Genomic DNA, 12044 nt, shown 5'->3' with positions numbered 1-12044 from the left:
CGTGCCGCCAAGGTCCGGCCAGACTGGCCAGAGGCCGACCCGGGACCGGGATCAACGCTGCGCGAGGAAACCGATCGGCTGCCGCTGCGGTCCCTCCTGCTTCAGGGTGCGCAGCATCTCTTCGTATTCCCGCTCCATCTCGGGCGTCACCGAGGGCCGGGTCTCTCGCGCCGCCTGCTCGAAATGGGCGCGCCGCACCTGGGTCGCCTCGATGGATTCCCGCAATGCCAGCAGGCCGGCCCGGCGGGTGAGGTCCTCCAGATCGGCGCCGGTGAAGCGGGCCGTGCGCTCGGCCACGGCGTCGAGGTCGACATCCTCGGCGAGTGGCATGCCCTTGGTGTGGATCGCCAGGATCCGGCGGCGGCCGGCCGCATCCGGCACCGGCACGTAGACCAGTTCGTCGAATCGCCCGGGGCGCAGCAGCGCCGGGTCGAGAAGATTCGGGCGATTGGTCGCCGCCATGACTACGACACCCTGCAATTCCTCCAGCCCGTCCATCTCGGCGAGGATCGTGTTGACCACCCGCTCGGTGACGGCCGGCTCGCCGAGGCCGCCGCCACGCGCCGGGGCGAGGCTGTCGATCTCGTCAATGAACACCACCGTCGGGGCAACCTGCCGGGCGCGCTGGAACAGTCGCGAGACCTGCTGCTCGGATTCGCCGTACCATTTCGACAGGAGGTCGGAAGATTTGGTGGCCACGAAATTCGCCTCCGCCTCCCGGGCGACCGCCTTGGCGAGCAGGGTCTTGCCGGTGCCGGGCGGTCCGAACAGCAGGAAGCCCTTGGCCGGGCGGATGCCCAGGCGCCGGAACGCCTGCGGCGAGCGCAAGGGCAGCTCGACACCTTCACGCAGGCGCATCTGCGCCTCGGCGAGACCGCCGACATCGTCCCAGGTGACATCGGGCACCTGGATCATGATCTCGCGCAGCGCCGAGGGCTGGATCCGCTTCATCGCCGAGAGGAAGTCGTCCCGCCCGACGCTGAGTCCCTCCAGCACCTCGGCCGGGATGCCTTCGCGCAGGTTCACCGCCGGCAGGATGCGGCGGACCGCATCCATCGCGGCCTCGCGGGCCAGGGCGCCGAGATCGGCCCCGACGAAGCCGTAGGTGGTGCGGGCGATGGCATCGAGGTCGACATCCGCGGCGAGCGGCATGCCGCGGGTATGGATGCCCAGGATCTCGCGCCGGCCCGGCTGGTCGGGCACGCCGATGATGATCTCGCGGTCGAAGCGGCCGGGGCGGCGCAGGGCCTCGTCGATGGCGTCGCGCCGGTTGGTGGCGCCGATCACCACGACGTTCTGGCGCGGCTCCAACCCGTCCATCAGGGTCAGGAGTTGCGCCACGATCCGCCGCTCGACCTCGCCGGTGACCTGCTCGCGCTTCGGGGCGATCGAGTCGATCTCGTCGATGAAGATGATGGCGGGCGCGTTCTGGGCGGCCTCCTGGAAGACCTCGCGCAGGCGCTGCTCGGATTCGCCGTAGCGGCTGCCCATGATCTCGGGCCCGGCGATGTGGAAGAACCGGGCCTCGGTCTCGTTGGCCACCGCCCGCGCCAGCCGGGTCTTGCCTGTGCCGGGCGGGCCGTGAAGCAGCACGCCCTTGGGCGGATCGATCCCGAGGCGCTGGAACAGCTCGGGGTGCCGCAGGGGCAACTCGACCATCTCGCGGATCTGGTCGACCGTGTCGCCGAGGCCGCCGATATCGTCGTAGGTCACATCGGCCCGGTGGCCGTCGCGGGGTTCCTCGTAGAGCGGGCGCAGCTCGATCTCGGTCCCTTCCGCCACGTAGACGATGCCGCGCGGCTGGGTCGCCACGACGCTGAGGCGGATCTCCTGGAGGCCGTAGGCGGGCAGGTCGAGGTAGGAGCGCAGCTGCGGCGGCAGCCGCGGGTCGGGACCGCCGCTGCGCTGGGTCGCGGTGGCGATGACGTCGCCGGCGATCAGGGGCCGGCGGAAGAAGGTCCGCCGCAGGGCCTCGCCCGAGCCCTGGAGGCGGACGTTCTTCTGCGCCGGGGCGACCACCACGCGGGTGGCCGCCCGGATCTCGGCCCGGCGCACCTCCACATGGTCGCCGCTCGACGCGCCGGCATTGACGCGCTGCAGGCCGTCGAGGCGGATCAGGCTGAGGCCCTGGTCCTCCTCGTAGGGCCCAACCGCCACCGCGGCTGTGTGACGCTTCCCGACGATCTCGATGATGTCGCCCTCGTGCAGGCCGAGTTCGTCCAGCGACGCCTGCGGCAGGCGGGCGATGCCGCGGCCGCCGTCCTGGGGCCGCGCGTTGGCGACCTGCAGCCTGAGGGGCTGTCCGTCGGATTCCGCCATCCGGTTCTCCATCGGCAGCGCGCAGGGCGCTGCGCCGCCCGTCCGGGCGCTGGGTGTTCCTCAGGCAAACCGCGCCGCGGCGGCCCGGTTCGGCGGAGGCCCGGCTGAGCCCTCCTTTTCGAGGATCCCCGTCCCGTGGTATCCGGCCGTCTTCTCCCCCATGTCGCCGGATAACGGGCGCGGCACCTCCGGCAGCCCTGCCGCGTCGGAGCGCAGGGGTCACGGGAAAGCTTGGATATGGGAACGTGACGGCGGCTGACGAACGCGGCGCACTGGCGGGCTGGCGCTTTTCCGTCGCCCCGATGATGGACTGGACGGACCGCCATTGCCGGGCGTTCCACCGGACCCTTTCGGCGCGGGCGCGGCTCTATACCGAGATGGTGACCACCGGCGCGGTGCTGCACGGCCCGCGCGAACGCCTGCTCGGCTTCTCGGACCTCGAACACCCGGTGGCGGTCCAGCTCGGCGGGTCGGACCCGGCGGAGCTGGCCCAGGCCGCGCGGATCGCCGCGGAGTTCGGCTACGACGAGGTCAACCTCAATGTCGGCTGCCCGTCGGATCGGGTGCAGGAGGGCCGCTTCGGCGCCTGCCTGATGCGCGAGCCGGCCCTGGTCGGCGACTGCGTGGCGGCCATGAAGGCGGCGGTCGCTGTGCCGGTGACGGTGAAGTGCCGGATCGGCGTCGACGATCAGGACCCCGAGGCGGCGCTCAACAGCCTGGCGGATGCTGTGGTGGCGGCCGGCGTCGACGGGCTGATCGTCCACGCCCGCAAGGCCTGGCTTCAGGGTCTCTCGCCCAAGGAGAACCGGGACGTGCCGCCCCTCGATTACGGCCGGGCGGCGCGGCTGAAGCAGCGGCTCGCCGGGCTTCCGGTCTCGGTCAACGGCGGCCTGCGCGACCTCGCGGCGGTGCGATCGCAGCTCGACGCGGTCGATGGCGTCATGGTCGGCCGGGCCGCCTATACCGAGCCGGCGCTGCTGCTCGACGTCGATCTCGCGCTGTTCGGCGTCCCCGCGCCGGCCTCCGACGCCTTCGCGGCGGTGGCGGCGTTCGAGCCGTATGTCGCTTCGGTCCTGGCCCGGGGCGAGCGCCTGCACGCGGTCACCCGCCACATGCTCGGGCTGTTCAACGGCCGCCCCGGGGCCCGGGCGTACCGGCGCCACCTCTCGACCTGCGGGATGCGGCCGGAGGCCGACCTCGCGACCCTGCGCGACGCGGTGGCGCTGGTCGCCCGCGCGGCCCCGGAGGCGCGGGCCGCCTGAACGGGGCTCAGGGCCGCCGGAGGATCAGCCGGTCGCCCCGGACCTCGTAGCCCGAGAGCCGTGACAGGAAGCTCTGGCCCAGAAGGTTCGCCGAGAGTGCGCCGGGCTTGGCCACCATGGCGTTCACCCGCCGCTCGGTGATCGTGCCGACCGTGAGCGCATCGAGCTGGATCGGCGCCGCGTAGGTGATGCCGTTGGCGGTGGAGACGCGGGCGGTGAATTCGGACGGCGCCGGCGTCAGGCCGAGGGCGGCGGCGTTCTCGGCGGTCAGCACCACGCTGCTCGCGCCCGTGTCGAACAGGAACGGCTGGACCCGGCCGTTGACCTCGGCCTCCACCCGGAAGTCGCCGTCCGCCCGCCGGGTGATGGTGACGGCGCCGTTCGCCCCGGAGGTCGCGGTCCCGGGCCGAAGCTCGCCGACCACCCGCGACGTGATCCCCTGGATCCGGTCGCGGTAGCTGTAGCCGATGACCAGGGCGAGGCCGATCAGCGCCCAGGCCAGGAGCGCCCGTAGGTTCGCGCCGAGCCGGGCGGTGAATTGCCGCCAGAACCCGGCCACCACGAGGATCAGGATCATGCCCGTCCAGGCGAAGCTGGCGAGCTGGTCGGGCTCGATCACGCCGCCGACGCTGTCGCTGCCGTCGCTGAGGACCAGGGCGACGAGGACGAGGGCGATCGCGGCCAGCCCGAGATAGATCATGACGGCAGCGGCTCCTCCAGGGGCACGAGACCGGCAGCGCGCATCCGGGCTTCGAGCCCGGCCATGATGGTCCGGCGCTGCGCCTCCGACAGCGAGCCCCAGGCGCCGATCTCGTCGCGGGTCCGCCCGCAGCCGCAGCACAGCCCGGTCGCGGCGTCGAGCACGCAGACTTTGGTGCAGGGCGAGGAGGGCTTCTGGGCGGGCAACATCGGGAAACCTTGGCCGCGGGATCGTGGCCGGGTCATGGCCGCGGGCGGACCGTCACGCCGCCACCGCCGCGACCAGGGCCACCAGGGCGGCGATCTCCGAGACCTGCTGGCAGGCGCCGATCACGTCTCCGGTCTGGCCGCCGATCCGCGCGCGCGCGAGCCTGACCAGGGCCAGCGCCGCGAGGCCCGCGCACAGGATCATCAGCGCCACGCCGCCGAACGGCAGGCCGAGCGGCACCGCGAGGATCGCCAGCACCGCGCCGAGGACGAGGGCGGTGGCCAGGCTCGTCCGGTCCGGACGCCCCACCGAGGCCGAGAGCCCGCCCGGGCGGGCCGGCGGCAGCAGCACCATCGGGGCGAGGGCGGCGACCCGCGACAGGGCCGCGGCCAGAATCAGGCCGGTGGCGGCGGCGTAGCCGGTCCGGTCGAGGAGCGTCGCCAAGGCGCCGATCCGCAGGGCCAGCGCCAGGACCAGGGCCGCGCCGCCGTAGGCGCCGATCCGGCTGTCGCGCATGATCTCCAGGCGGCGCTCCCGGGTCGTGCCGCCGCCGAAGCCGTCCGCGACGTCGGCGAGCCCGTCCTCGTGGAGCGCGCCGGTCGCCACCACCAGGACCGCGATGGCGAGCGTCGCGGCCAGGAACGGCCCGAGCCCGATCCGCCAGCCCGCCGCCAGGACCAGGGCGGCCGGCAGCGCGAGGATCAGGCCGGCCAGCGGCAGCATCCGGGGCAGGGTGGTGAAATCGGGGTTCCGGTGCGGGTCCGGCTCGCCGGGCAGTTGCGGCACCGGCAGGCGGGAGTAGAAGCGCAGGCACCCGGCGAGGTCGTAGAGGGCGCCGCGCCCGGGCCAGTCGGCCTCCCCGCCGGTCTGCCTGTCCATCGCGGTCTCTCGCTTCCGCCCGCCATCGCGCCCCGGTGGAGCGAGCCGGTCCAGTATAGTCGCCCCGATCCGGCTTCGTCTCCCCGTCGAGGGGCGCCCACAGGAAATCATCGCCGCCATGTCCGACCCGGTGACCGACCCGATGACCGCTCCCGAACCCGGCCCCTTCGACGACATCCGCAACCTGCTGAAGGCCATGCCCGGCCCGGACCGGGACGCGCAGGCCGCCGTCGCGGCCCGCGACGCGACCCTGACCAAGCCCGCGGGCTCCCTCGGGCGCCTGGAGAGCCTCGTGTCCTGGCTGGCCGCCTGGCAGGGCAAGGCGCCACCGAGCTTCGACCGGCCGCTGGTCTGCGTCTTCGCCGGCAGCCACGGGGTCACGCGCCGAGGGGTCTCGGCCTTCCCGGACGCGGTCAACCGACAGATGCTCGACAATTTCGCGGCCGGGGGCGGGGCGATCAACCAGATCTGCGCGGCCTACGGGCTCGGCTTCAAGGTGTTCGACCTCGCCCTCGACATGCCGACCGGCGACATCACGGAAGCGCCCGCCCTCGACGAGCGCGCCACGGTCGCCACTATGGCGTTCGGCATGGAGGCGGTGGCCGCCGGCACCGACTGCCTCGGCATCGGCGAGATGGGCATCGGCAACACCACCGTGGCGGCCGCCCTCTACGCCGCCCTGTTCGGCGGCGACCCCGCCCACTGGGTCGGGCGCGGCACCGGCGTGGACCGGGACGGGCTCGGCCGGAAGGTCGCCGCCGTGGAGGCGGCGCTCGCCCACCATGCCGGGCATCTCGACGACCCGCTCCAGGTGCTGGCGCGCCTCGGCGGCCGGGAGATCGCCGCCATGGCGGGGGCGATCCTGGCGGCCCGGCTGCAGCGCATCCCGGTGGTGATCGACGGCTACGTGGCCACCGCCGCGGCCACCGTGCTGCACGCCGCCGACCCGAGCGCCCTCGACCATTGCCTGGCCGGCCACGTCTCGGCGGAGGGGGTCCACGCGGAGGTGCTGGAGCGGCTGGGCCTTGTGCCACTACTGGCGCTCGGCATGCGGCTCGGCGAGGCCTCGGGCGCCGGCATGGCCATGGGCCTGCTCAAGGGCGCGCTCGCCTGCCACACCGGCATGGCGACCTTCGCGCAGGCCGGGGTTTCCGAGAAGGCATCCGGCTAGGCGGCACAGGGACCGATTTGGTGCTATGAGGGGCCCGACCCGATAACGGATCCGACGATCCCGCATCCTCCCACCAGATCACCTCATCCTGAGGTGGCGCGGCGCAGCGAAGCCCTCGATGGAGGGCTCCAGCAAGCGACGCGCGCCCTGGAGGGCTCCTTCGAGGCCCGCTCCCGCGGGCACCTCAGGATGAGGGTGCGGGTGGGATCGCTGCGACGAAGCCGATGAGAATCACCCAAGCCTTCACCTTCGAGGCGGCCCACCGGCTGCCGAACGTGCCCGAGACCCACCGCTGCCATCGGATGCACGGGCATTCCTACCGGGTCGAGTTGACCGTCGCCGGGCCCGTCGATCTCCAGACCGGCTGGGTGATCGACTTCTACGACATCGAGTCGATCTTCGGCCCGCTGCTGGCGCGGCTCGACCACCATTGCCTCAACGAGATCGAGGGCCTGGAGAACCCGACCGCCGAGAACATCGCGGCCTGGATCTGGCATCGGTTGCGGCCGGACCTGCCGGGGCTCGCCCTGGTTCGGGTCGCCGAGACCCCGATGTCCTGGGCGGAGTACGATGGCGAATGACCCTGTCGGCCCCGGGGACCGCGCCGCGCTGGTGCTGTTCTCCGGCGGCCAGGATTCGGCCACCTGCCTGGCCTGGGCGCTCGACCGGTTCGATCAGGTCGAGACCCTGGGGTTCGATTACGGCCAGCGCCACCGGGTCGAGCTCGACCGGCGCGCCGCCCTGCGGGAGGGGCTGACCCGGATCGTCCCCGCCTGGGCAAGCCGGCTCGGCGAGGACCATACGCTCGCCCTCGACGCCCTCGGGCAGGTGTCCGAGACGGCACTGACCCGGGACGCTGCGATCGGCTACGAGGCGTCCGGCCTGCCCAACACCTTCGTGCCCGGCCGCAACATCGTGTTCCTGACCTTCGCGGCGGCGCTCGCCTACCGGCGGGGTCTCCGCCACGTGGTCGGCGGCATGTGCGAGACCGACTATTCCGGCTATCCCGATTGCCGCGACGACACGATCAAGGCGCTGCAGGTCGCGCTCAACCTCGGCATGGAGCGCCGCTTCGTGCTGCACACGCCGCTGATGTGGCTCGACAAGGCGCAGACCTGGGGGCTGGCCGAGTCCCTCGGCGGCCGGCCGCTGGTCGACCTGATCGTCGAGGAGAGCCACACCTGCTACCTCGGCGAGCGCGGGCAGCGCCATCCCTGGGGCTACGGCTGCGGCACCTGCCCGGCCTGCCGGCTACGGGCGGACGGCTACGCGCGATTCACCGCGGCCTGAGGCCCTCGACCAGCACGGCCAGCGTCCCCTCGAAGGAGGCGGGGCTCGCGAACAGGCGCTCCATCAGCAGCGCGCCCTCCAGGGTGGCGATGACGTAGCGGGCGAGCACCGCGGCCTCCGCGCCGTCGCGGATCGTCCCGTCGGCCTGGCCCTCGCGCAGGATGGTCGCGAGCCAGGCGAGATGTCCCTCGAAGAACGCCGCGATGTCCCGGCGCAGGCGCTCGGGCAGGGCCTCGCCCTCGATGGCCAGCGCCGCGCAGAGACAGCCGAGCCCCTGCTCGACGCCGCCGAGATACAGCTTCCCGTAGGCCGCGACCCGGCCCGGCCCGTCCGCCACCGTGGCACGGATCGTGTCGAGGGCGGCGGCATAGCGGGCCGCGTAGGCCGCGACCAGGGCGGCTCCGAGATCGACCTTGGTGGGGAAATGGTGGTGGATGCTGGCCTTGCGGATCCCCACCGCCTCGGAGAGGTCGGCGTAGCTGAATCCGGCATAGCCGCGCCCCCGGACCAGGGTCTCGGCCTGAATCAGCAATTCGGCGCGGGTATCCCTCATCGCGGCCCTCGTCGCTCCGGCTCACGCGAACGTGCGCCCCGCCGGCTCCTCACCGACTGTCTGACACTTGACGGCGAAAAAATCTACCTACTTAATGGTAGACAACAAGAACAGGGAGGTTCCGGCATGACGGCGTCCGCCGTCCATCCACGGGAGTCGTTCGGCGCCGGGCGCACCCTGTCGCGGCGGCATGCCCTGTTCGCCGGCCTCTGCCTGTGCTGCCTGCCGACCCTCGGCCGGGCCGCGGACGCGTTCACGATGGAGGAGGTCGGCCCCGGCCTGTTCGTGCGCAAGGGTCTGATCGCCGACGCCACGCCCGATAATGCCGATGCGATCGCCAATATCGGCTTCCTCATCGGCCGCGACGGCGTGCTCGTCACGGAATCGGGCGGCAGCCTCGCCGACGGCCAGTGGCTGCGCGCCGAGATCGTCAAGCGCACGCAGAAGCCGATCACCCACGTGGTCCTGACCCATGTCCACCCGGATCACGTCTTCGGGGCGGGGGCGTTCGTACAGGACAAGCCGGTCTTTATCGGTCACGCCAAGCTCGCCGAGGCGCTCTCCGCGCGGGGCGAGTTCTACCGCAAGCGCCTGATCGACCTCCTGGGCGAGGACCGGACCGGACCGGTTGTCTACCCGACGATGACGGTCGCCGACACGGCCGAGATCGACCTCGGCGACCGCCGGCTGACCTTCACGGCCCATGGGCCGGCACACACCACCTCGGACCTGTCGATGCTGGATTCCGGCAGCGGCCTGCTCTTCCCCGCCGACCTGCTGTTCGTGAATCGGATCCCGTCGCTCGACGGCAGCCTCAGGGGCTGGCTGAAGGAAGCCGAGCGGCTGAAGGGCCTGGGCGCCACCCGCGCCGTGCCGGGCCACGGTCCAGTGACGGTCGATCTCGGCCCGGCGCTCGCCGATCTCACCGGTTACCTGACCGACCTGCGCGACGGCACCCGCGCGGCGATCGCCAAGGACGTTCCGATCGAGAAGGCGGTCATGACCGTTGCGGCGGACCAGAAGGACAAGTGGGCCCTGTTCGACACCTATAATGGCCGCAACGTCACCGTGGCCTACCAGGAACTCGAGTGGGAATAGGCTTTTAAGATCCCCATATCCGACATCATCGGGAGGCATGCCATGACGCTCAGGACCGGAAAAACGCTCTCCAGCCTCGCCCTCGGTGTCGTCCTCGCGACGACCGCCCTGTCGGGACCGCTGGCCCTCTCGGCCCGGGCCGCCGGCGCCTCCGACACCGATCAGGAGCGGGCGGCCCGCTGGCAGGAGATCGCCAAGTCGATCTTCGGCGACCGCCAGATCGCCCCGACCGACAGCCTCGTGAAGATCGAGGCTCCCGCTCGCGCGCTCGACGCCGCCCTGGTGCCGATCACCCTGACCATGCCTCAGGCCGGGCAGATCAAGGCGGTCTCGCTGATCATCGACGACAACCCGGCGCCCTACGCCGCCAAGTTCGAGTTCGGCCCCGCCGCGGATCCGGCGGAGCTGAAGCTGCGCGTGCGGGTCAACAACTACACGGACATGCACGCCGTGGTGGAGACGCAGGATGGCAAGCTCTACGAGGCCAAGCAGTTCGTGAAGGCGTCCGGCGGCTGCTCGGCCCCGATGGGCATGAGCGACGAGGAGGCCATGAAGGGCATGGGCGACATGCGCATGAAGTTCGCCGACACCCAGCCCGGCAAGCCCGTCGAGGCGACGCTGATGGTCCGCCACCCGAATTTCTCCGGCATGCAGATGAACCAGGTCACCCGCGAGTACACGCCGGCGCGCTACATCGACAAGCTCACCGTCTCGGCCGGCGACCAGAAGGTGTTCACCATGACGGGCGACATCTCGATCGCCTCGAATCCGGTGATCAACTTCGCGTTCAAGCCGGACGGCAAGCCGATCCAGGTGGCGGCCTCCGACAACCAGGGCGGCCACTGGCAGCACAGCTTCATCCCGCCCGGCGCGACGAACTGAGCATGCGTCGCCTCGTCCTGACAGGCCGGATTGCGGCGGCCTGCACCGCGCTCCTCTGCCTCGCTGCCGCACCGGCCGATTCCCCGGTGAACGTGCCCGAGCCGGACGGGCTCTACGCGGGCCCGCCGAAGGGCTACACGCCGCCGACCCTCAAGGGCGCGCAGGTGGTCGACGCTGATGCGCTGGCCGCCCTGATGGCGGGGCCGGACAAGCCGGTGCTGATCGACGTCGCGGCGCCGGATCGCAAGCCGTCGAACTTTCCCGAAGGCCGCCTCTGGCTGCCGGTGCACCCCTCGATCCCCGGCGCCGTCTGGATGCCGGAGGCCGGGGCCGAGCCCCTGGCGCCGGCACGCGAGGCACAGTTCTACGCCCGGGTCGCGGAGCTGACCGGCGACGACAGGGCTAGGCCCGTGGTGGTGTTCTGTCATGTGGAGTGCTGGGGCAGCTGGAACGCCGCCAAGCGCCTCGTGCTGAAGGGCTATACCGGGGTGCGCTGGTTCCCCGAGGGCGTCGAGGGCTGGCAGGAGAAGCACGAGACCGCCAACCTGCGCGTCGATCCGGCCTGGAAGGCGGGAAGCGAGCCGCAGGCGGGGCGCTGACCCAGGGCGTCGGGCGGTGTAAGAGGGGCGGCCTCTCTCGCGTGCGGGGCTCGAAGATATTCAGTAACCGGACCGGGATCTCTCCTGCCCCTTGTGGGGAGGAGTTGGAGGTGGGGGTGATGCAGGAGGCACCGGAACGCTTGATCCTGCACCATCCCCACCCCTAGCCCCTCCCACAAGGGGAGAGGAAACGCCCGGGCCAGAAGAGGTCTGAACCATGTCGCAGGTCGTGCAGTCCCGCCGGCTCCGGGCGATCGATATCGGCAAGCGCAAGGTCGAGGGGCGCAAGATCACCGCGCTCACCGCCTACCACGCGCACACGGCCGGCATCGTCGACGCCTATTGCGACTTCATCCTGGTAGGCGATTCCCTCGGCATGGTCATGCACGGGATGGAATCGACGATTCCCGTGACCCTGGAGATGATGATCCTCCAGGCGCAGGCGGTGATCCGCGGGACCGAGAAGGCGCTGGTCGTGGTCGACATGCCGTTCGGCTCCTACGAGGCGAGCCGCGAGCAGGCCTTCCTCAACGCCTCCCGGGTGCTGAAGGAGACCGGTGCCGGCGCGATCAAGATGGAGGGCGGCGCCCATTTCGCCGAAACGGTGGCGTTCCTCGTCCAGCGCGGCGTGCCGGTGATGGGCCATATCGGCCTCACCCCGCAGGCGGTGAACACGATGGGCGGCTTCAAGGTGCAGGGCCGGGCGCCCGACGACGAACGCCGCCTCATGGAGGATGCCAGGGCGATTTCCGAGGCCGGTGCCTTCGCGATCGTGCTGGAGGGGATCGTCGAGCCGGTGGCGCGGGCGATCGCCACCTCGCCCCGGGTCACGGCCGCCACGATCGGCATCGGCGCCTCGGCGGTCTGCGATGGGCAGATCCTCGTTCTGGAGGACATGCTCGGCCTGTCCGAGCGCACGCCGAAATTCGTCCGCCAGTTCGGGAGCCTGCGGAGCCACATTGAGGAAGCCGTGAAAGCCTACGCCGAGGAGGTCCGGGCCGGGCGGTTCCCGGCCGACGACCACACCTACGGATAGGGCGGGGGCCGGCAAGCCGACGCGGCCGAGCGGCCCTCGGCCCGGCCG

The 12044-nt window shown here is 71.7% G+C and carries 13 protein-coding genes; 8 read left to right on the top strand and 5 right to left on the bottom strand.

Annotated features, from left to right (window positions below; translation table 11 throughout):
- Window positions 1-51: 51 nt before the first annotated feature.
- Window positions 52-2319: a CDC48 family AAA ATPase gene (locus AC3WSN_RS09580; RefSeq protein ID WP_492537561.1), complete on the bottom strand. Its 2268-nt coding sequence runs from the start codon at window positions 2317-2319 to the stop codon at window positions 52-54.
- A gap of 245 nt (window positions 2320-2564) precedes the next feature.
- On the opposite strand from AC3WSN_RS09580, the gene dusA reads away from it, so the two are divergent.
- On the top strand, window positions 2565-3581 hold the full coding sequence (gene dusA, locus AC3WSN_RS09575) for a tRNA dihydrouridine(20/20a) synthase DusA (protein WP_492537559.1): 1017 nt from the start codon (window positions 2565-2567) through the stop codon (window positions 3579-3581).
- Window positions 3582-3588: 7 nt separating this feature from the next.
- Here the strand turns inward: dusA and AC3WSN_RS09570 are convergent, their stop codons facing one another.
- Genes AC3WSN_RS09570 through cobS form a run of 3 tightly spaced genes read right to left on the bottom strand, consistent with a single transcriptional unit; the run spans window position 3589 to window position 5367 of the window.
- The gene (locus AC3WSN_RS09570) at window positions 3589-4281 is read right to left on the bottom strand and encodes a retropepsin-like aspartic protease family protein (RefSeq protein ID WP_492537557.1); all 693 of its coding nucleotides are present in this window, start codon (window positions 4279-4281) and stop codon (window positions 3589-3591) included.
- On the bottom strand, window positions 4278-4490 hold the full coding sequence (locus AC3WSN_RS09565; RefSeq protein WP_492537555.1) for a DUF1289 domain-containing protein: 213 nt from the start codon (window positions 4488-4490) through the stop codon (window positions 4278-4280). Before AC3WSN_RS09565 ends, AC3WSN_RS09570 begins: the two co-directional genes overlap by 4 nt.
- Window positions 4491-4542: 52 nt before the next feature.
- Entirely contained in the window at window positions 4543-5367 is an 825-nt protein-coding gene (cobS, locus tag AC3WSN_RS09560) for an adenosylcobinamide-GDP ribazoletransferase (RefSeq protein ID WP_492537553.1), read from the bottom strand.
- A 118-nt stretch (window positions 5368-5485) separates the two neighbouring features.
- Here cobS and cobT point away from each other — a divergent pair, with 118 nt between their 5' ends.
- The 3 genes from cobT (at window position 5486) to queC (ending at window position 7828) form a co-directional block, all read left to right on the top strand.
- Window positions 5486-6538: a nicotinate-nucleotide--dimethylbenzimidazole phosphoribosyltransferase gene (cobT, locus tag AC3WSN_RS09555; protein WP_492537551.1), complete on the top strand. Its 1053-nt coding sequence runs from the start codon at window positions 5486-5488 to the stop codon at window positions 6536-6538.
- A gap of 224 nt (window positions 6539-6762) precedes the next feature.
- Window positions 6763-7119 carry a 6-carboxytetrahydropterin synthase QueD gene (gene queD, locus AC3WSN_RS09550; protein WP_492537549.1) on the top strand — a complete coding sequence of 119 codons (357 nt, stop codon included), beginning with the start codon at window positions 6763-6765 and terminating at the stop codon, window positions 7117-7119.
- On the top strand, window positions 7109-7828 hold the full coding sequence (queC, locus tag AC3WSN_RS09545) for a 7-cyano-7-deazaguanine synthase QueC (RefSeq protein ID WP_492537547.1): 720 nt from the start codon (window positions 7109-7111) through the stop codon (window positions 7826-7828). Before queD ends, queC begins: the two co-directional genes overlap by 11 nt.
- Here queC and AC3WSN_RS09540 read toward each other — a convergent pair.
- Window positions 7815-8381 carry a TetR/AcrR family transcriptional regulator gene (locus AC3WSN_RS09540; protein ID WP_492537545.1) on the bottom strand — a complete coding sequence of 189 codons (567 nt, stop codon included), beginning with the start codon at window positions 8379-8381 and terminating at the stop codon, window positions 7815-7817. The two genes, queC and AC3WSN_RS09540, sit on opposite strands and share 14 nt — an antisense overlap.
- 126 nt (window positions 8382-8507) lie before the next feature.
- Between AC3WSN_RS09540 and AC3WSN_RS09535 the strand changes: the two genes are divergently transcribed.
- The 4 genes from AC3WSN_RS09535 to panB all read left to right on the top strand — a co-directional run bounded on the left by AC3WSN_RS09535 (window position 8508) and on the right by panB (window position 11996).
- Entirely contained in the window at window positions 8508-9479 is a 972-nt protein-coding gene (locus AC3WSN_RS09535; protein ID WP_492537543.1) for a quinoprotein relay system zinc metallohydrolase 2, read from the top strand.
- Window positions 9480-9521: 42 nt separating this feature from the next.
- Entirely contained in the window at window positions 9522-10361 is an 840-nt protein-coding gene (locus AC3WSN_RS09530; protein WP_492537541.1) for a quinoprotein dehydrogenase-associated SoxYZ-like carrier, read from the top strand.
- A 2-nt stretch (window positions 10362-10363) separates the two neighbouring features.
- On the top strand, window positions 10364-10960 hold the full coding sequence (locus tag AC3WSN_RS09525; protein WP_492537540.1) for a rhodanese-like domain-containing protein: 597 nt from the start codon (window positions 10364-10366) through the stop codon (window positions 10958-10960).
- A gap of 217 nt (window positions 10961-11177) precedes the next feature.
- Complete coding sequence (gene panB / locus AC3WSN_RS09520) at window positions 11178-11996, top strand: 3-methyl-2-oxobutanoate hydroxymethyltransferase (protein WP_492537538.1); 819 nt, start codon at window positions 11178-11180, stop codon at window positions 11994-11996.
- Window positions 11997-12044: the final 48 nt, after the last annotated feature.

The sequence above is a fragment of the Methylobacterium sp. FW102-HT35C08 genome, assembly GCF_058790235.1.
The sequence above is the reverse complement of the archived record's forward strand: the minus strand, read 5'-3'. Positions and strand labels throughout refer to the sequence as shown.